We start from the raw sequence: 18,625 nt of genomic DNA, 5'->3' as shown, positions 1-18,625 counted from the left end.
GCTCAGCGTCGGAGCGCCCCACGCAGCGTTCACACCCTCCCGCGCTCCCGCCGCGACACCACCGCCCGCAGCACCCGCCGCCCCTCCGTCGACAGGTCGAGCGCGCGGCGCACCCCGCCGGCCTCGCCCCGGGCCAGGAGCTCCAACACGGCGGTCTGGCGGCGCAGTTCGCCGGACGCGAGCGGGCCGTCGGCCGCCGGGTCGAGGGTACGGTGGATCTGCAGGGCGGCCACCGAGCAGGCGTCGGCCCAGGCGCGCAGGCCGGGGCCGGAGCGCTCGGCCGGCACGGCGTCCAGCATCCGCAGGGCGAGACGGGCCGCCGCGCCGTCGTCCCCGCGCGGCACCGATTCCCGTACGGGTCCGATCAGCGGGCCCCAGGGTGTGTCCTCCGCGAGGCTCGCCCACAGCGGGCGCAGCACGTCATCCGGGGCACCAAGGACGGGCAGACACCGGTCGAGACAGGCGAGGCCGCTGACGGCAAGCCCCCGCTCATCGCTCTGCGCGATCAGCTCCACCAAGCTCATGACGGCTCTCCGTTCCGGACGCGGCACTTCCCCTTACAGCGCCGCCCGGCCCGGAAACGTCACCGCGACCGCTCCCGGACCTCACCGCACCAGATCGCCCTCCAGGACGGTCCACGTGATCGGGTCCCGCCCCCACAGCGCGAGGATCTCGCTGGACAGCTCCGCGATCTCCAGCGGGCGGTGGTGCATCCGGGTCGCCACGGAGCAGGCCTTGAGGCTCGGCGGCACGGCCTTGGCGTCGAGCAGGATCCGCCAGTCCTCCGGGGACAGCTCCAGGAACTCCAGGTGCGCCAACTGCCCGATCTCCAAAGGGTCGGCGAGGGTGCCGGGGAACGCGCTCAGGGTCCGCAGCCGGGGCAGGCCGAGGACGGGGCCGAGGCGGAAGGGCTCGCCGCCCCAGACGCCGATGCTCAGGACCTCCAGGCCCGGATGGGCCGCCTCCTCGATGCTCTGCACGCCCCGGTGGTTGACGTACGCCACCGCGGACGGGCCCGGGGTGCCCGCGCCGCCGCCGCGCGACGGCTCCTCGCACACCATGGCGGTGAGCGACGGGGCGACAAGACCGGCGCCGTGGTGGAACTCGTGGCCGATCACGATGATCTGCCCCAGGTGGCCGCGCGGCCCGGGGGTGAGGTCGACGGCGATACGGTCGCCGCCCCCGGTGTCGCCGAAGACGAGCCAGCCCGGCGAACCGACGAGATCCTGCACGGCGTCGTCCGCGGCGGTCCCGACCGCGACCATGGCGCCGTGCTCCCACGGTGCCGGGCGGGTGGACGGATCGGCCCGGTGGATCCGGTCCGGCGGGAACAGCTCGCACCCCACGGCCATCTCCTGCCGGTACATCTCCTCGTGGTCGCCCTCGGGCCCCGTCCACCGCCCGGACACGACCCGGTACAACGCCTTGAGCTCGGCGGGCAGTTCGAGCCCGAGCCGCTCCTCGGCGGCGGCGAGCTCCTCCTCGCCCGCCCCCTCGGCACCCGGCAGCCGCTCCCGCAGCACCCGCTCCAGGCGTACGGGATCGGCGGAGGCGTCCGGCGCCGCGCCGGGCGAGGGGTCGGGCCGGCGGCGCCACGGCTCGGGCAGCGCGCCCTCGACCAGGATCAGCGAGCCGGGGTGGACGCTGCCGATCCCGGGCGACACCGCGGAGTTGGGGTCCATGAGCCGCAGGACCGCACGGCCCTCGGCCGAGGTCTCCGCCACGAAGGCGATCTCCTCGAGACCGGCCTGCGCCAGCATCCGGCCCAGGTCCCGCATGAGGTCCGACCCGGCTCCCCCCAGGGGGACGCTGTACCCCCAGGTGCCGACCTGTCCCGTCACCTGTCCGCCGGGCCGCGCGAGCTGCTCCTCGTTGGCCTCCCACAGGAGCCGCAACAGCGGCTCCCACGTGGCGAATCGACGTATCCGTGCAAGCGGCGACGGCTCGGACACCGGGGTACCTCAGCTCTCGGGAATGCCGAGCCGCTCCAGGAACCGGAAGAACAGCAGCTCGGCGGACGGGTCGGCAGGGGCGTTCAGGACGGCCGCGACATCGGCCGCCCGCACCGTATACCCCGCCTCCGCGGCCCAGGCCGCCGCCCGCTCCGCCGCGTCCTGCGCGGGCAGGAACAGGTCGTCGGGCTCCTTGCCGTCCGCCGCGAGGAATCCGGCCATGGCCTCGCGCGCCAGGCAGGCGTTCCAGGCCCCGCTCTCGGGACCGGCCGCCTCGACCGCGACGCAGGAACTGTCCATCACGAAGCCGAACAGCGCCGGCGCCCCGGTCTCACGCGCGAGCTCCGCCATCGAGCCGAGCTCGGGGACGGACGCCTCCCACACCTGCCAGCCGTCGGGCCGCTGCTCGTGCAGCGCGAGCCCGTCCGCCACGTCCTCGAACGCGGCGCATTCGGAAAGAGGCCGCTGCGCGCGGCCGACGACGTAGTACCCCCAGAACCCCATGCCTTACTCCCCGCCCACGACGCTGACGACAGCTTTGACGTGAATCCAACACATCTGCACGGGAGTTCGCCACCGGAAAGCGGAGATGAGGGCACGTCCGGAGCAAACGTTTACGCTGCGGGTCCGCGCAATGCCTTCTCGGTCTGCAGGGCGGTGAGCCGCCGTACGAAGAGGACGGCGAGGACGGCGGCGGCGATGTCGAGCACGTCGGAGGCCATCAGGAGCTTCACCGAGCTCCTGATCTCGTCCAGCGTCTCGGCCTTGGAGTACGCACGGGACGCGTACCGCTCGAAGAACATCGTGAGCACGAAGAAGACCCACCAGGAGTTGAGCAGCCCCTGTGAACTCCGCCGGTCCGTGGGCTCGCTCGCGCCCCAGATGTCCGAGGCGGCCCGGCGCGGCACGACGAGGTTCGCGAACGGCACGAACCACGACCACATCGCCCACGTACGGCCCTTGGACTGCGTGCCGGGCTCGAACACCTCGGCATTGACCCGTACGCGATAGAACCAGACCAGGAAGACCACGGTCACGGCGATCCGCGCGCCGAACTGGGCGAGTCCGGTGAGGCCGTACAGGAGGTCCGCGCTGTCGGCCGCGCCGAGCAGTTCGTCGACGGACTCGGCGGCGGCCAGATCCCCGGCTGCGGAGTACACCCCGGTCCCCGCCCACAGCGAGAGGAGGTCGGCGGCGATCACCACGCCGAACAGGACGGTCAGGGCCTTGGCGAGGCCGACCGGCGACTTCAGATACGCCCCCGGGTGCACGGGCACCGGGACAGGCGACTGCGGATAAACGGGCATGCCGGACATGCGGAACCCCCCACGGGTCACGAGGAACAGAACGCGTGCCGCGGTCCCCCTCCCCCGGGGGCATCCGCGGCACGCGGAACCTATGCGGCCGACCGGCCACCTGTCCACCGTGAAAAGCGCAGGTCAGCCCACCTGCTCCGCCAGCGCTCTGAACTGGTCCCAGGACAACGCCGGTTGCCGCGCGTCCCACACCCGCTGCGCCAGCGCCCGCAGCGGCAGCCGGATGCCCGCCGCGACCTGCTCGGGGTTCTGGGCGCTGGAGAAGTCGCACCAGACGGCGAAGCGCGCGCCCAGGATCTGTTTGTCGTAGGCGGCCGGGACGGGCCGGGAGCCGCGGATCACGCGCGGGTTCCACTCCTTGTAGATCCGCTCGCCCGTCGGGTACGTGAAGTCGTTCGGCTCACCGAGCACGTAGTAGAGGTACTCGTCGTTGAGGTTCACCAGCTTGCGGCCGGCCTTCAGGTACTCGACCGGCTCGCGGGCCCGCAGCTCCTTGCCCGTCCAGTACTCGACCTCCAGGTCCTTGTCGGCCTGGACCACGCCGCCGCGGAACAGCCCGTCGTTCCACGCCTTCGGCTTCCTGCCCTCGGCCCGGATCACCTTCGCGCGGTCGTTGAGCCAGCCGGTCGCGAGGTCCTGCACCTTGGCGTCCGGCCCGTACTTCTTCCGTGCGGCCGCGGCCAGTTGGGGATACGAGGCCTCGGGATCGGCGGTGGTCAGGGGCCGGTACTCGTCGGCGCCCAGGTGCCAGTACGTGCCGGGGAACAGGTCCGCGTACTCGCGCAGCAGATCGTCGACGATCTTCGCGGACTCCGGCTTGGAGACGTCGATCGCGCCGCGCGAGGGGACGCCCTGCGCGTTGCGCAGCTGGAGCTGCGGGTGCGCCGCCATCACCGCGCCGAGGTGGCCCGGCGAGTCGATCTCCGGGATGACCTCGATGTGCAGGCTGCGCGCCAGCGCGACGAGCCGCTTCACCTCGGACTTCTTCAGATGCACGGCCGAGACCACCTCGGGGTGCGAGGAGGACTCGATACGGAAGGCCTGGTCGTCCGAGAAGTGCAGGCCCAGCTGGTTGTACTTGAGGTCGGCGAGCTCGCGGATCCGGTCCTCGATCCAGCCGGCCGTGAAGTGCTTGCGGGCGATGTCGAGCATGAAGCCGCGCTGCGGCTTCGCGGGGGCGTCGCGGATCACGCCCTCGGGTGCGGTGCCGCCCTGGCGGACGGTCTGCTTGAGGGTGCGGGTGCCGTAGAAGACGCCCGGCTCGCCGGTCGCGGAGATCCGGACCCGTTCGTCGCTGACGCTCAGCGTGTACGCCTCGGGGTTCGCGTCCCCGGCGACCAGGGCCAGTTCCACGTCGCCCTTGCCGGGGTCGGCGCCCTCGGCGTACTCCAGGCCGAGTTCGTCCGCGAGCAGCCGGCCCTCGTCGGCCAGCTTCCCTGCCGCCTCCTCGGAGACGACCACCTGCGCGCCGCGGTCGGGGTGCCAGCCGGGGCCGCGGGCCGCCTTGTGCTCGCGGACGGCGGGGATGGTGAGCGGCGGCTTGGAGACGGGGAAGGCCGGCGCGGAGGAGGCGGGCGAGCGGTCGTCGGTGGTGTCGCCGACGGACGGCGAGCCGCCGCGGTCGGCGGACCCGCCGGGCCACAGGGTCACGGTCAGGACGGCGGCGGCCCCGGCCGTGAGCCCGGCGGCCAGCATCAGGGGACGCCGGCTCACCGCCCCACCACCGGGAACGAAGGGGAAGCCGGACCGGCAGCCGGGAGAAGGGCGGCCGAGACGGCCGACGAGACCGCCGGGGAGACGGCCGGGGAGACGGCCGGGAAGAGTGCCGGGGAGACAGCCGGGCGACGCACACGGGACAAAGATCGCGAAAGGGTCGACATCACGTCAGAAACTTCCCATGCATGCTGAACCATTCGCTCCGATTACGCCCCGACCGTCCACCACTCGTTCCCAAACTCTCCCGTCCGGGTGAAATTCGCGCATCCGTCGGACAGCTCCCGACACCTCTCGATAGCGTGAGCGCACCCCCCTCCCCCCTGCCGATGTCCGACCACGGCCGTCCTGACCGCACGGCCGCTCCCGAGGAGCACACGCTGCCTTCGTCCAGCCCGTCCCGCACTGCGGCTGCCCTTGCCGTACCGCGCCAAACGCAGACGGACGCCACCGACACCGCGCACCCGGGGCTCCACCACTTCAACACCGCACCGGCCGCGGACGCCCGCGCGCTGCTGCTCGACTGCTGCGCCGACGAGCGCTGGGCCCGCCGCCTGGTCGAGCACCGCCCGTACCCCGACCTGGACGCGCTGCTCGCCGCGGCCGACGAGGCGGGGTACGACCTGGCCCCGGAGGAGCTGGACCGGGCGCTCGCCGCCGAGGAAGGCGCGTACCCCGCCGCCGGCGACACCCCGCCCGCCGCGCTCACCGCGCTGCGCGCCGCGCACGCCGCGTACGAGGCGCGTTTCGGCCACGCCTTCGTGATCAGCCTCGACTCCTACCGCCCCGACGAACACCTCGACCAGGTGCTCGCCGGCCTGCGCGCCCGGCTGTCCCACGACCCGGACGAGGAGCGCATCGTCGCGGCGGAACAGCTGAGGCGCCTGGTGCGCGAGCGGATCACGGACGCGCTCTACGTCCTGACGTATCCGTAGATTCGCCCCGCCGTATCGCCCGATGTGCCGAAACCCACCGGGCTGATAGCCCGTCCGTGCCTGTTTGATCACACCTGTCGACCCGGCGCGAGCATGCCGACATCTGGTCGATACGATGACGAGCGGCCGGTGGACCGTACCCGGCCGGGTCTGACCGACAGAGAAGCCGGCCGGCCCCTAAGCCCCGCTCCCGGAGGGTTCTTCCGTGCCGGCTGGAACGCTGTACCGCGGCCGGGAAGGAATGTGGTCCTGGGTGGCTCATCGAGTCACCGGCGTCCTCATCTTCTTCTTCCTGTTCGTACACGTCCTCGACACCGCTCTCGTCCGCGTCTCCCCCGAGGCGTACGACGATGTCGTGGCCACCTACAAGACGCCGCTCGTCGCGTGCCTGGAGTACGGCCTCGTGGCCGCCATCCTGTTCCACGCGCTCAACGGCCTGCGCATCGTCGCCGTCGACTTCTGGTCGAAGGGCCCGCGCTACCAGAAGCAGATGCTCTGGACCGTCGTCGGCATCTGGGTCGTGCTGATGGTGGGCGCCATTTACCCGGTGCTCGGCCACGCCGCCCGTGAACTGTTCGGGAGCTGAGGCAGATGTCCGAAACCACCACCAAGGGCATCGGCGAGGTCGAGAACGTCTCGCTCTATGACGTGGACAACCCCGCCCCCGTCATCGAACCCCCGCGCAAGCGCACCAAGAAGACCCCGAAGGCCACCCGCGGCAACTTCGAGATGTACGGCTGGCTGTTCATGCGCCTGTCCGGCATCGTCCTGGTCGTCCTGGTCCTCGGCCACCTGCTGATCCAGCTGGTGCTCGACGGCGGCGTCTCCAAGATCGGCTTCGCCTTCGTGGCCGGCCGCTGGGCATCGCCGTTCTGGCAGGCGTGGGACCTGATCATGCTCTGGCTCGCCATGCTCCACGGCGCCAACGGCCTGCGCACGATCATCAACGACTACGCCGAGCGCGACAACACGCGCTTCTGGCTGAAGATGCTGCTCTACACCGCCACGGTGTTCACCGTCCTTCTGGGCACGCTGGTGATCTTCACCTTCGACCCGAACATCCGCTAGGCCCGGGGTAACGACTCATGCAGATCCACAAGTACGACACCGTCATCGTCGGCGCCGGCGGCGCCGGCATGCGCGCCGCCATCGAGGCGACGAAGCGCAGCCGCACCGCCGTGCTGACCAAGCTCTACCCCACCCGGTCCCACACGGGCGCCGCGCAGGGCGGCATGGCCGCCGCGCTCGCCAACGTGGAGGAGGACAACTGGGAGTGGCACACCTTCGACACGATCAAGGGCGGCGACTACCTGGTCGACCAGGACGCCGCCGAGATCCTGGCGAAGGAGGCCATCGACGCGGTCCTCGACCTGGAGAAGATGGGCCTGCCGTTCGGCCGCACCCAGGACGGGAAGATCGACCAGCGCCGCTTCGGCGGGCACTCCCGCAACCACGGTGAGGCCCCGGTCCGCCGCGCCTGCTACTCGGGCGACCGCACCGGCCACATGATCCTCCAGACGCTCTACCAGAACTGCATCAAGGAGGGCGTGGAGTTCTTCAACGAGTTCTACGTCCTCGACCAGCTCATCACCGAGGTCGACGGCGTCAAGACGTCGGCCGGCGTCGTGGCGTACGAGCTGGCCACCGGCGAGATCCACGTCTTCCAGGCGAAGGCCGTGATCTACGCGTCCGGCGGCACCGGCAAGTTCTTCAAGGTGACCTCCAACGCGCACACCCTCACCGGTGACGGCCAGGCGGCCTGCTACCGGCGCGGACTGCCGCTGGAGGACATGGAGTTCTTCCAGTTCCACCCGACCGGCATCTGGCGCATGGGCATCCTCCTCACCGAGGGTGCGCGTGGCGAGGGCGGCATCCTCCGCAACAAGGACGGCGAGCGCTTCATGGAGAAGTACGCGCCCGTCATGAAGGACCTCGCCTCGCGTGACGTCGTCTCGCGCGCGATCTACACCGAGATCCGCGAGGGCCGCGGCTGCGGTCCCGAGGGCGACCACGTCTTCCTCGACCTGACCCACCTGCCGCCGGAGCAGCTGGACGCGAAGCTCCCGGACATCACCGAGTTCGCGCGTACGTACCTCGGTATCGAGCCCTACACGGACCCGATCCCGATCCAGCCGACCGCGCACTACGCGATGGGCGGCATCCCGACGAACGTCGAGGGTGAGGTCCTGGCGGACAACACCACCGTCGTCCCGGGTCTGTACGCCGCCGGAGAGGTCGCCTGCGTGTCGGTGCACGGCGCCAACCGCCTGGGCACCAACTCGCTGCTCGACATCAACGTCTTCGGCCGCCGCGCCGGTATCGCCGCCGCCGAGTACTCGGCGAAGAGCGACTACGTGGAGCTCCCGGAGAACCCGGCCGAGCTGGTCCAGGAGCAGGTCGAGCGGCTGCGGAACTCCACGGGCAACGAGCGCGTGGCGGACATCCGCAAGGAGCTGCAGGAGACGATGGACGCCAACGTGATGGTGTTCCGTACGGAGCAGACCATCAAGTCGGCCGTCGAGAAGATCGGCGAGCTGCGCGCCCGCTACAAGAACGTGTCCATCCAGGACAAGGGCAAGCGGTTCAACACCGACCTCCTGGAGGCCATCGAGCTGGGCAACCTGCTCGACCTGGCCGAGGTCATGGCGGTCTCCGCGCTCGCGCGCAAGGAGTCCCGCGGCGGTCACTACCGCGAGGACTACCCGAACCGCGACGACGTCAACTTCATGCGCCACACCATGGCGTACCGCGAGGTCGGCGACGACGGCTCCGATTCCGTCCGCCTCGACTACAAGCCGGTCGTCACGACCCGCTACCAGCCGATGGAGCGTAAGTACTGATGGCAACTCCCGTACTGGACAAGGCCGAGGCCGGCGCCACCGCCTCGCCCTACATCACGGTCACCTTCCGCATCCGCCGCTTCAACCCGGAGCTCTCCGAGGACGCGGTGTGGGAGGACTTCCGGATCGAGATCGATCCGAAGGAGCGTGTGCTCGACGGTCTGCACAAGATCAAGTGGGACCTGGACGGCTCGCTGACCTTCCGCCGCTCCTGCGCGCACGGCATCTGCGGCTCGGACGCCATGCGGATCAACGGCAAGAACCGTCTGGCCTGCAAGACTCTGATCAAGGACATCAACCCCGAGAAGCCGATCACGGTCGAGCCCATCAAGGGCCTGACCGTGCTCAAGGACCTCGTGGTCGACATGGAGCCGTTCTTCCAGGCGTACCGCGACGTGATGCCCTTCCTCATCACGTCCGGCAACGAGCCGACGCGCGAGCGCCTGCAGTCCCCCGAGGACCGCGAGCGCTTCGACGACACCACCAAGTGCATCCTGTGCGCCGCGTGCACCTCGTCGTGCCCGGTGTTCTGGAACGACGGGCAGTACTTCGGCCCGGCGGCGATCGTCAACGCGCACCGCTTCATCTTCGACTCGCGCGACGAGGCCGGCGAGCAGCGCCTGGAGATCCTCAACGACCGTGACGGTGTGTGGCGTTGCCGCACCACCTTCAACTGCACGGACGCCTGCCCCCGCGGCATCGAGGTCACCAAGGCGATCCAGGAAGTGAAGCGCGCGCTGATCACGCGTCGCTTCTGAGCTTCTTCCGCGTACGTGGGTGAGCTTCCTCCGCGTACGTGGGCGAGGGCCCCGTTTCCCGTTCGGGAGACGGGGCCCTCGCGCGTCCTCGGTCCGTTGCGGCGGCCCGGACCTAATCTGACGCCATGTCACTGGAACTGCTCGGCCTCGACAACGTACTGCTCCCCGTCGGAGACCTCGCCGAGGCCGTGGACTTCTACGAGCGGGCCGGGTTCCCGCTCGCCTTCCGGCTCGACGAGGCCGGCATCGCAGGCCTGAAGGTGGGCACGGAGACCCCGGGCGTGCTGCTGCGCCAGGAGGACGGTCTGCCGCACCGCCCGGCCGGCGAGTGGTCGCCGCGTCTGTGGATCGAGGTGCCGGACGCCCGCAAGGCCGCCGTGGAGCTGACCTCGGCCGGTGTCGTGCCGGGTGCGCCGTTCTCCGTGTCGACGGGCTGGACCGTCGAACTGGCCGACCCCTGGGGGAACATCCTCGGGTTCACGGACTACCTGAAGCGTCCGTCCCTGGCACGCGCCACGGCGACCGCCGGGGAGCACGAGCCGGACCGGGAGCGCGAGCCGACCGCACGCTAGCGCTCGGCTCCGGCCCGCCGCGTCAACGGCTGCGCGCGGCCATCTCGTTCAGCACGGTCAGCAGCACATAGCTGTTCCCGAGCAGCGCGAGCAGCCCCGCCAGGCGTTGCAGCCGTCTCGCACGGGCCAGCACCCCGGCCGCCACCCAGATCCCCGCGGCGGCACAGCCGAGCGCACCCAGCGCCGGGATGGTGAGGCCCTCCAGCTCCGACCTGTTGAGGTAGACCACGGCACACAACCCGCCCACCAGGAACAGCACGTACGCGCGGACGAGCCGTCGGGCCCAGCGGCCGAGCCGTGTCCCGGCGGGCGCGTCCGCGGGCGGCCGGTAGAGGGGAGCGGCGGCCGGCCCGGTCCACTGGAGCGGGGGCTGTTGGCCTGTAGCGCCGCCGTACGGGGGCGGAGTCTGCGCGGGGGCCGGGTAGGGCGCGGCGACGGGGGTGGCCGGAGTGGCCGCGGCGGCCGGAGTCGGCGGACCGGCCGGAGTCGGCGGGCCCGACGGGCCGAACGGTGGCGTCGGTGTCGGCGTCTGTGCGTAGATCCTCGTCGGGCCCGGCGCGGGCACGGGTCCCGTCGCGGCGTGCGGGTCGGCAGCCGGTCCCACGCCGCCTTCGCGCAGCCGCCGGACCTCCGCCCGCATGGCGTCCGCGTCCGCGAACCGGTCGGCCGGGTCCTTGGCCAGGGCCCGCGCGACCAGCGCCTCCACCGCGGCCGGGACCTCCGCCCCGCGCTCGCCCAGGGTCGGCGGCGGCTTGGTCACGTGCTGGTAGCCGACCTGGAACCCGGAGTCGGCGTCGAACGGGACGGCCCCTGTGAGCAGTTCGAAGAGCACCACGCCCAGCGAGTAGAGGTCCGAGCGGCCGTCCACAGCCCGGCCCTCGAACTGCTCGGGCGACATGTAGTGCGGTGTACCGATCGCCGTGCCCGTCCGGGTCAGGGCGGTGCCCGGCGCCTCCAGGGCGTGCGCGATGCCGAAGTCCATGACCTTGACCGAACCGTCCCGGCACACCATCACGTTGGCCGGCTTGATGTCCCGGTGGACCATGCCGTGCTCATGGCTCGCGGCCAGGGCGTCGAGTATCTCGCCGGTGATCCGCAGCGACCGGTCGAGGTTGGCCGCGCCGGGCTCGGCCGGCATGCTCGCGGCGAGGGTCTCCCCGTCGACGTACTCCATGACGAGATACGGCAGCGGCCCGGCGGGCAGCGCCTCCTCCCGTACGTCGTAGACGGCGACCACATGGGGATGGCTGAGCCGCGCCACGGCCCTGGCCTCGCGCCGGAAGCGCTCGCGGCCGCTCTCCTCGGCGGCGAGCGCGGCGCTCATGGTCTTCACCGCGACCGTGCGCTCCAACTCGGTGTCCCGCGCGCGGTAGACGGCCGCCATGCCGCCCGCACCGATGCGCTCCTCGACGACATAGCGCCCCTGGTCGAGTAACTGACCTTCCGTCAGACCCATCGACATCGCCCGCCCGCCTCCCCCGGTCGCAGATCAGGTTAGCGAGGCCGGAGCGGCGCCAACCAGAGCTTGAACGCGTTCAAAAACAGCGCTACAGTCATGCCCACAAGGTTTTGAACGCGTTCAAGGGGGCGCTGGACATGGACCTCACGGTCGTCGCGTACGTCATCTACCTGGTCGTCAGCATCGGTCTGACGGTGTGGGTCGCGCGCACGCTCAGCCGCAACGGGCGGGTCTTCCTCAGCGATGTGCTGCGGGGGAACGAGGCGCTCGCCAACGCGGTGAACCACCTGCTCGTCGTCGGCTTCTATCTGGTCAACCTCGGGTTCGTGGCGCTGTATCTGAACGCGGACGACCTGATCACCGACGCGCGGGGGGTCTTCGAGGCGCTGTCGGTGAAGCTCGGTGTGGTGCTGCTCGTCCTGGGGGTGATGCACCTCGGCAACGTCTGGGTCCTCAACAAGATCCGGCGCCGGGGCGTCATGGAGCGCGAGCAGATGCCGCCCGTACCGCCGCAGGGGTTCAGCGGCGAACAGCGGGCGTGGGCCACACCGACGGGGGCCTGAGCGATGGGGAGCGCTCAGGAGTACGGGGGCCGGGGCGATGCTCCGGAGCAGGGGGGCCGGGGTGTTGCCGCCCCGGAGCAGGGGGGCCGGGGTGTTGCCGCCCCGGAGCAGGGGGGCCGGGGCGCGGCGTACGCCCCGGTCCGCCGGCTGACCGTCCTGTACGACGCGGAGTGCCCGCTCTGCACGCACCTGCGGAACTGGCTCGTACGGCAGCGGCAGTTGGTGCCGCTCGATCTCGTGCCGGCCGGCTCGGCCGAGGCACAGCGGCGCTTCCCGGGCCTCGAGCACGGGCGGACCCTGGACGAGATCACCGTGGTGGGGGACGGCGGGCAGGTGTACCGGGGGCCCGCGGCCTGGGTGGTGTGCCTGTGGGCGCTGGCCGAGCACCGCCCGCTCGCACACCGGCTGGCCTCGCACTCGGGGGCGCTGTTCGCACGAGGAGCGCTGCTCGCCGCCGCCAAGTACCGCGGGGCGCGGTGGCAGCGGAGCGAGGGCTGGAGCGGGGGCGTGTACCGGCGGGCCGACGGATGGGTCTACCACCCGCAGCACGGCTGGTCGTACGGCGGCGCCGAGGCATGTGACCCGGGGTGCCGCACGAGTCGTTAGGCTCGGGGACCGTGCCAGCAGGGAAAGAGAGCGTGAACGTGTCGCCGGAGACCAAGGGCGCGCCCGCACCCAAGAGCGAGCAGACGCGGACGCTGATCCTGGAGACCGCGATGCGGCTCTTCCAGGAGCGCGGTTACGACAAGACGACCATGCGGGCCATCGCCAAGGAGGCGGGGGTCTCCGTCGGCAACGCGTACTACTACTTCGCCGGCAAGGAGCACCTGATCCAGGGCTTCTACGACCGGATCGGCGCCGAACACCAGGCCGCCGTACGGCCGGTACTCGACCGCGAGACGGATCTGGAGAAGCGGATCTCCGGGGTGCACCGGGCGTGGCTGGACATCGCGGAGCCGTACCACGAGTTCGCGGCGCAGTTCTTCAAGAACGCCGCCGACCCGGACTCCCCGCTCAGCCCCTTCTCCACCGACTCGGCGCATGCGCGGGAGGCGGCGATCGACGTGTACCGCGAGGTGCTCGCCGGATCGAAGGCGAAGATCCCGGCGGAACTCGAGGACATCCTCCCGGAGATGCTCTGGCTCTCCCAGATGGGCCTGGTCCTGTACTGGGTGTTCGACCGCTCCCCCGGCCGCGAGCGCTGCTACCGGCTCGCGGACCGGGGCGCGAAGCTCACCACGCGCGGCGTGGCGCTGGCCCGCTTCCGGGTGCTGCGCCCGCTCGTACGCGAGGTCCATGAACTGTTCGTGGACTTCCTGCCCGGCATGACGGACGAGTCCGACGCCGGCGGCAAGTCCGGTTCCACCGCGAGCTGACCCTGTCGGAGGGCCGGCCGCCGGCCCGACCGAAGGGTGCTCCCTGTGATCCTGTTCGTCGTCTTCGCACTGCTGGTGCTGGGCTTCCTCTGCCTCTGCGCGCTGGCGCTCCTCGGCTACTTCATCGTCATGATCATCCTGAGTTGCACGACGGGCGAGAGAAGCGGGGCGACCGCAGGCTGGCGCCTGGCCGCCCTCACCATCGGCCTGCCGCTCACCCTGATCGCCGGCGGTGCGGTGGCCCTCGTGAGCGTGGCTCAGAGCTGACTCACCCTCCGACCAGCGGCACGAGCTTCAGGAACGTGACCTCCGTACCGATCCGCAGATCGATCTCCTCGCCCAGCTCCTCCACCTGGCGGTCCCCGATCAGCACCAGGAACCCGTTCCGCCCGAAGGCCTCCACCGCGTGCGCGAACTGCCGCTCGGGGTCGAGGCGTCGGGGCTGCTTCAGCGCGTAACCGTTCAGCGTGCGTTCGGTGTCGGTGGGCTGGACCAGGCCGCGGAACACCCCCGGCGACGCGGCGTGGTATTCCGCGACCTCCTGGAACACGCGCCGGCGGATCACCTCGCGCAGCGTCAGCCGCTCCTCCGCGATCTCGAGGCCCCAGGCCTCGGCGCGCTCCCCCATGGTCGTCTCATCCACGAACGTCAGTCTCCCCATGGCCACGGAGCGTAGAGGGCGGCACTGACAACCCGCCCCACCCACCGGGCAAGTTGTCCCCTCAGGCCGTCCAGGCGGCCCCGCCGTCCCGTTCCGCCGCCACCATGATCCGCCGCAGCATGTCGGACAGTTGGGCGCGTTCCTTCGCGGAGAGCACTCCGAGCAGCCGGTACTCCTCGTCGCCCAGGACGTCCATCGCGCCCAGCCACGTGGCGCGGCCGTCCTCGGTGAGTTCGACGTCGACGCGGCGGCGGTCGGCCCTCGACTGCGTACGGCGGACGAAGCCGCGCTTCTCCAGGCCGTCGAGGCGGCCCGTGACCGAGGCGGGGCGCAGGTCGAGGTCGGCCGCGAGCTCGGAGGGCGTCGCGCGGCCCGAGCGGCCGGCGAGCTTGTGCAGGGTGTCGAACTCCTGGCGGTCCAGGGCGAAGTCGGCCAGGGACTGCTCGCGCACCCGCATCAGGTGCACGGAGAGCTTCTTCATCCGGGTCACGGCGCCCTCGACGTCCGGGTCGAGGCCGGGCAGCACGGGCAGCCAGCGCGCCACGTGCGCATCGGTCCAGTCCTGCTCGGGGCTCTGGCCCGCCTCGCCTTGCCCCTGCTCCCGCTTCCGGGCCTGCTCCCGTTCCCGCTCCTGCTCCATGGCGCACAGCGTACGCCCTCACCGTTCGGTACCAAATATTTCGTTGACGAATACTTCGTTACCGAAATACATTGCGGTGCATGCCGCATCCTCTGCGCACCCTCAACTTCCGTCTGTTCTTCGTCGGCCGCTCCCTCTCCCTGATCGGAGACGCGGTCATCCCCGCCGCCCTGGCCCTCGCCGTCCTGGAGATCAGCAGCTCCCCCTCCGCGATGGCGCTCGTGCTGGCCTGCGCCATGGTGCCCAAGCTGGTGCTGCTGCCGTTCGGCGGCGTGGCGGGCGACTGGTTCCACGCCCGGACCGTCGCGCTGACCACCGACGGCGTGCGGGCCGCGAGCCAGCTGTTCGTCGCGGTCGAACTGCTCGCCGGGGACCCGCAGTTGTGGCAGATCGCCGTGGCCGAGGCGATCGGCGGCGCTGCGTCCGCGTTCGCGCTGCCGACCGTGGCGCCCCTGACCACAGGCACGGTCGAGCCGGACCAACTGCACCGGGCCAACGCCGCGTTGGGCATCGTGCACAGCTCGGCGCGGTTCGGCGGCCCCGCACTGGCCGGGCTCCTCGTGTACCTCGCGGGCCCCGGGCTCGCCTTCCTGCTCGACGGCGTCTCCTTCGCCGTCAGCGCGCTGCTCCTGGCCTGCACGCGCGTACGGAAAGTCCCGGTGGAGCGCCGTGCGCTGCGCGCCGACCTCGTCGCCGGCTGGCGTGAGGTGCGCAGCCGCGACTGGTACTGGGTGAGCCTCGTCGGGCACTCCGCGTGGAACGGGGCCGCGGCGGTGCTCATGACCATCGGACCCGCCCTCGCGGTACGGGAGTTCGGCGGCGAGACGGCCTGGGTGGTGCTGCTCCAAGTCGGTGCCGCGGGCCTGCTGCTCGGCTCGCTGCTGGCCGCGCGGGCCAGGCCCCGGCGGCCGATCCTCACGGCCAACCTGGGCCTGGCCACGTATGCCCTGCCGCTCGGCCTGTTCGCGGCCGGCGCTCCCGCACCGCTGGTCATCGGCGCGTACGGGATCGCGCAGGCCGGGCTCGGGTTCCTCTCGCCGGTCTGGGAGACGGCCGTGCAGCAGGCGATCCCACCGCACGCGCTGGCCCGCGTGGTCTCGTACGACTGGCTGCTCTCGCTCGGCGCGATGCCCCTCGGCTACGCCCTCGCCCCGCTCGCCGCGGGCCTGTGGGGCGCCGACGCGCCGCTGTGGATCGCGGCGGGTGTGGTGGCGGTGGCGTGTGCGGGGACGGCGCTGGTGCCCGGCGTACGGGATTTCCGTGCCCGTACGCCGGAGCGCGCACCGGTGGCCGAACCGGTCACTTGAACGCGTCCACCTCTTCCTCCGAGGCCAACTCCACGTCGTACACCAGAGGTTCCGCACCGATCATCACGTGCCGCGCCCGCGGGGCGAACCCGGCCGCCGAGACCGCGAGGAGGTAGGAGCCGGGGCCCGGTGCGGCCAGGATGTACGAGCCGTCGGCCAGCGAGCCCACGCGGTCCAGCTGGCGGCCGCCGCGCGAGACGAGCGTGAGCACGGCGTCCGCGACGGGCTCGCCACCGGGGGTGCGCAGGAAGCCGTGGACGGCGGAGGCGCCGCCGTGCCCGGCCGCCTCGGTGCGCTGGGCCGGCACATCGGCCTCGGGGGACTGCGCGGAGGCCGGGTCACCGGCTGCGGCGTAGGCCGGCGCCTTGGCCACGGCGGCGGCCGGCAGATCCTCCTTCGGCTCCACCGCCAAGTGCGGCAGCCGCTTCTCCAGCCAGGCCGGCAGCCACCAGTTGGACCGCCCGAGCAGATGCATCGCGGCCGGGACGAGCGCCGTGCGCAGGATGAACGCGTCGAGCGCGACCGCCGCCGCGCGCCCGATGCCCGCCATCGCGCCCTCCATGTCGCCGCTGAGGACGAACGCCGAGAACACGCAGATCATGATCAGGGCCGCGGAGTTGATGACCCGGCTCGTCTCGGCGAGGCCGACCCGCACCGCCCGCGCGTTGTCCTTCGTATGCACCCATTCCTCGTGCATCCGACTGACCAGGAACACCTGGTAGTCCATGGACAGGCCGAAGAGCAGGGACAGCATGATGACCGGCAGGAAGGCCGTGATCGGGCCCTCCTTGCCGAGGCCGAGCGCCTCCGCGCCCCAGCCCCACTGGAAGATCGCGACGAGTACGCCGAAGGAGGCCGCGGCCGCGACGAGGTTCATCACCGCCGCGGTGAGCGGCACCACGAGCGAGCGGAAGGCGATCAGCAGGAGCAGGAAGCCGAGGCCGATGATCGCGCCCACGAAGAGCGGGAGGCGTTCGCCGGTGACCGCCGCGAAGTCCTTGAAGACCGCGGTCACACCGCCCACATGGGTCTGTGTCCCGGCCGCCGGGATCACCTCGTCGCGCAGCCGGTCGATCAGCTCGTCGGTCTCGACGGACTGCGGTGAGGCGGTGGGGACGACCTGGATGACGGAGACGTCGGAGCCGGGCGGCACGGGCATCTGCACCGCGGCCGCGACGCCCTCCGCCGACTGCACGCGGGCGAGCAGCCCCTCGTCGCCGCCCTGACTGACCAGCTGCAGCGGCCCGTTGAACCCCGGGCCGAAACCTTCCGCCAGCAGGTCGTACGCCTGCCGGGTCGTCGTCGACTCCTGGTGGTTGCCCTGGTCGGTGGCGCCCAGACGCAGCGACAGGACCGGGATCGCGAGCGCCGCCATGACCACGACGGCGAGGAACGCGATCGAGCGCGGGCGCTTCTGCACGAACCCGGACCAGCGGGCGGCCGCCCCGGTCGCCTCGTCCGAGTCCGGGCCCTCCGCGGCCAGCTTGCGGCGCTGGCGCCGGCTGAGCACGCGCGGGCCGAGCACACCGAGCATCGCGGGCAGCAGCGTGATCGCGGCGAGCACGCTGAGCACCACGGTCAGGGAGGTGCCGAGGACCACGCCGTCGAGGAAGCGCATGTTCATCACGAGCATCCCGGCGAGCGCGATGCACACCGTGCCGCCCGCGAACAGGACCGCGCGGCCCGAGGTGTTGAGCGCGAGGACCGCCGACTCCTCGGGGTCGAGGCCGCGCTGGATGCCGCGGCGGTGCCGGGTCACGATGAACAGCGCGTAGTCGATGCCGACGCCGAGCCCGATCAACGAGCCGAGCAGCGGGGCGACTTCGGGCACGTCGGTGACGTGGCTGAGCAGCGAGGTGCCCATCATCCCGAGGCCCACGCCGAAGACGGCCGTGAGGATGGGAAGCAGCATCGCGAAGAGCGAGCCGAAGGCGAGGAACAGCACGATCGCGGCGGCCGCGATGCCCACCATCTCGGCGAGCCCGGTCGGCGGCTCCTGGATGCGGGTGATGGCCTGGCCGCCGAGCTCCACCTGGAGGCCGTCTCGTGCGGCGTCCTGCGCGGTGTCGACGACGTCCTCGACGAGCGCCTTCGGGACCGCGTTGGCCTGCTCGGTGAAGGTCACCTGGGCGTAGGCGGTGCGCCCGTCGCGGCTGATCTGCGCGCCGCCCTGCTCCGTATAGGGAGAGGAGACCTCGCCCACGCCCTCCATCGCGCCGATCGCCTGCAGCGCGGGCTCGAGCCGCTGCCGTACGCCGTCGTCGCGCACGGAGCCCTCGTCGACCTTCCACACCACGGTGTCGGTGTCGCCCGCGCTCTTCGGGAAGGCCTCGGTCATCAGGTCGTACGCGCGCTTGGAGTCGGTGTCCGGCAGGCTGAAGACGTTCGCGTAGTCCGTGCCGGCCCGCGCTCCCGCGGCGCCGACGCCGAGCAACGCCCCCACCCACAGCACGAGGACGACCAGGCGGTGCCGATAGCACCACCGTGCCAATGCAGCCACGATTCCTGCCCCTTCATCGGTCGGTACGGCCCG

General features: G+C 71.6%; 20 protein-coding genes. 11 read left to right on the top strand and 9 right to left on the bottom strand.

Annotated features, from left to right (window positions below):
* Positions 1-29: 29 nt before the first annotated feature.
* The 5 genes from BLT97_RS25335 to BLT97_RS25315 form a co-directional block, all read right to left on the bottom strand.
* Positions 30-524: a hypothetical protein gene (locus tag BLT97_RS25335; RefSeq protein WP_093614028.1), complete on the bottom strand. Its 495-nt coding sequence runs from the start codon at positions 522-524 to the stop codon at positions 30-32.
* 81 nt (positions 525-605) lie between these two features.
* Positions 606-1,895 carry an SMI1/KNR4 family protein gene (locus BLT97_RS25330; protein WP_245769536.1) on the bottom strand — a complete coding sequence of 430 codons (1,290 nt, stop codon included), beginning with the start codon at positions 1,893-1,895 and terminating at the stop codon, positions 606-608.
* A gap of 66 nt (positions 1,896-1,961) precedes the next feature.
* Positions 1,962-2,456 carry a hypothetical protein gene (locus BLT97_RS25325; protein WP_093614026.1) on the bottom strand — a complete coding sequence of 165 codons (495 nt, stop codon included), beginning with the start codon at positions 2,454-2,456 and terminating at the stop codon, positions 1,962-1,964.
* Between the two features lie 110 nt (positions 2,457-2,566).
* Positions 2,567-3,229, bottom strand: a complete 663-nt coding sequence (locus BLT97_RS25320) for a DUF4328 domain-containing protein (protein WP_245769535.1) — start codon at positions 3,227-3,229, stop codon at positions 2,567-2,569.
* Between the two features lie 162 nt (positions 3,230-3,391).
* On the bottom strand, positions 3,392-4,963 hold the full coding sequence (locus tag BLT97_RS25315) for a beta-N-acetylhexosaminidase (RefSeq protein WP_176953890.1): 1,572 nt from the start codon (positions 4,961-4,963) through the stop codon (positions 3,392-3,394).
* 320 nt (positions 4,964-5,283) lie between these two features.
* Between BLT97_RS25315 and BLT97_RS25310 the strand changes: the two genes are divergently transcribed.
* The 6 genes from BLT97_RS25310 to BLT97_RS25285 all read left to right on the top strand — a co-directional run bounded on the left by BLT97_RS25310 (position 5,284) and on the right by BLT97_RS25285 (position 10,086).
* A complete protein-coding gene (locus tag BLT97_RS25310; protein ID WP_245769534.1) occupies positions 5,284-5,916 on the top strand; it encodes a 2-oxo-4-hydroxy-4-carboxy-5-ureidoimidazoline decarboxylase in 633 nt (210 codons plus the stop codon).
* A gap of 205 nt (positions 5,917-6,121) precedes the next feature.
* Positions 6,122-6,502 carry a succinate dehydrogenase, cytochrome b556 subunit gene (gene sdhC / locus BLT97_RS25305; RefSeq protein ID WP_093614022.1) on the top strand — a complete coding sequence of 127 codons (381 nt, stop codon included), beginning with the start codon at positions 6,122-6,124 and terminating at the stop codon, positions 6,500-6,502.
* Between the two features lie 5 nt (positions 6,503-6,507).
* On the top strand, positions 6,508-6,984 hold the full coding sequence (locus tag BLT97_RS25300) for a succinate dehydrogenase hydrophobic membrane anchor subunit (protein WP_093614020.1): 477 nt from the start codon (positions 6,508-6,510) through the stop codon (positions 6,982-6,984).
* A gap of 17 nt (positions 6,985-7,001) precedes the next feature.
* The gene (gene sdhA, locus BLT97_RS25295) at positions 7,002-8,756 is read left to right on the top strand and encodes a succinate dehydrogenase flavoprotein subunit (protein WP_093614018.1); all 1,755 of its coding nucleotides are present in this window, start codon (positions 7,002-7,004) and stop codon (positions 8,754-8,756) included.
* Positions 8,756-9,514 carry a succinate dehydrogenase iron-sulfur subunit gene (locus tag BLT97_RS25290; protein ID WP_093614016.1) on the top strand — a complete coding sequence of 253 codons (759 nt, stop codon included), beginning with the start codon at positions 8,756-8,758 and terminating at the stop codon, positions 9,512-9,514. Before sdhA ends, BLT97_RS25290 begins: the two co-directional genes overlap by 1 nt.
* 125 nt (positions 9,515-9,639) lie before the next feature.
* Complete coding sequence (locus BLT97_RS25285; protein WP_093614014.1) at positions 9,640-10,086, top strand: VOC family protein; 447 nt, start codon at positions 9,640-9,642, stop codon at positions 10,084-10,086.
* A gap of 22 nt (positions 10,087-10,108) precedes the next feature.
* Here the strand turns inward: BLT97_RS25285 and BLT97_RS38000 are convergent, their stop codons facing one another.
* Positions 10,109-11,548 (bottom strand): protein kinase domain-containing protein, encoded by a 1,440-nt coding sequence (locus BLT97_RS38000; RefSeq protein WP_245769533.1) that lies wholly within the window; start codon positions 11,546-11,548, stop codon positions 10,109-10,111.
* A 134-nt stretch (positions 11,549-11,682) separates the two neighbouring features.
* On the opposite strand from BLT97_RS38000, the gene BLT97_RS25275 reads away from it, so the two are divergent.
* The 4 genes from BLT97_RS25275 (at position 11,683) to BLT97_RS25260 (ending at position 13,751) form a co-directional block, all read left to right on the top strand.
* Positions 11,683-12,108 (top strand): hypothetical protein, encoded by a 426-nt coding sequence (locus BLT97_RS25275; protein WP_093614110.1) that lies wholly within the window; start codon positions 11,683-11,685, stop codon positions 12,106-12,108.
* A 3-nt stretch (positions 12,109-12,111) separates the two neighbouring features.
* A complete protein-coding gene (locus tag BLT97_RS25270; protein WP_093614012.1) occupies positions 12,112-12,714 on the top strand; it encodes a thiol-disulfide oxidoreductase DCC family protein in 603 nt (200 codons plus the stop codon).
* A 110-nt stretch (positions 12,715-12,824) separates the two neighbouring features.
* Positions 12,825-13,484, top strand: a complete 660-nt coding sequence (locus BLT97_RS25265; RefSeq protein ID WP_093614109.1) for a TetR/AcrR family transcriptional regulator — start codon at positions 12,825-12,827, stop codon at positions 13,482-13,484.
* 45 nt (positions 13,485-13,529) lie between these two features.
* The gene (locus BLT97_RS25260) at positions 13,530-13,751 is read left to right on the top strand and encodes a hypothetical protein (protein ID WP_093614010.1); all 222 of its coding nucleotides are present in this window, start codon (positions 13,530-13,532) and stop codon (positions 13,749-13,751) included.
* A 1-nt stretch (position 13,752) separates the two neighbouring features.
* Here the strand turns inward: BLT97_RS25260 and BLT97_RS25255 are convergent, their stop codons facing one another.
* Both BLT97_RS25255 and BLT97_RS25250 read right to left on the bottom strand, forming a co-directional pair.
* Entirely contained in the window at positions 13,753-14,145 is a 393-nt protein-coding gene (locus BLT97_RS25255; RefSeq protein WP_093614008.1) for a hypothetical protein, read from the bottom strand.
* A gap of 61 nt (positions 14,146-14,206) precedes the next feature.
* Positions 14,207-14,785: a MarR family winged helix-turn-helix transcriptional regulator gene (locus BLT97_RS25250; RefSeq protein WP_093614006.1), complete on the bottom strand. Its 579-nt coding sequence runs from the start codon at positions 14,783-14,785 to the stop codon at positions 14,207-14,209.
* Positions 14,786-14,865: 80 nt separating this feature from the next.
* Between BLT97_RS25250 and BLT97_RS25245 the strand changes: the two genes are divergently transcribed.
* Positions 14,866-16,092, top strand: a complete 1,227-nt coding sequence (locus BLT97_RS25245) for an MFS transporter (RefSeq protein ID WP_093614004.1) — start codon at positions 14,866-14,868, stop codon at positions 16,090-16,092.
* On the opposite strand, the gene BLT97_RS25240 is transcribed toward BLT97_RS25245, so the two are convergent.
* The gene (locus BLT97_RS25240; protein WP_245769540.1) at positions 16,085-18,583 is read right to left on the bottom strand and encodes an MMPL family transporter; all 2,499 of its coding nucleotides are present in this window, start codon (positions 18,581-18,583) and stop codon (positions 16,085-16,087) included. The genes BLT97_RS25245 and BLT97_RS25240 overlap by 8 nt on opposite strands.
* Positions 18,584-18,625: the final 42 nt, after the last annotated feature.

The organism is Streptomyces indicus (assembly GCF_900100315.1).
In the GTDB taxonomy this organism is placed as follows: Bacteria; Actinomycetota; Actinomycetes; order Streptomycetales; family Streptomycetaceae; genus Streptomyces; species Streptomyces indicus.
The sequence above is the reverse complement of the archived record's forward strand: the minus strand, read 5'-3'. Positions and strand labels throughout refer to the sequence as shown.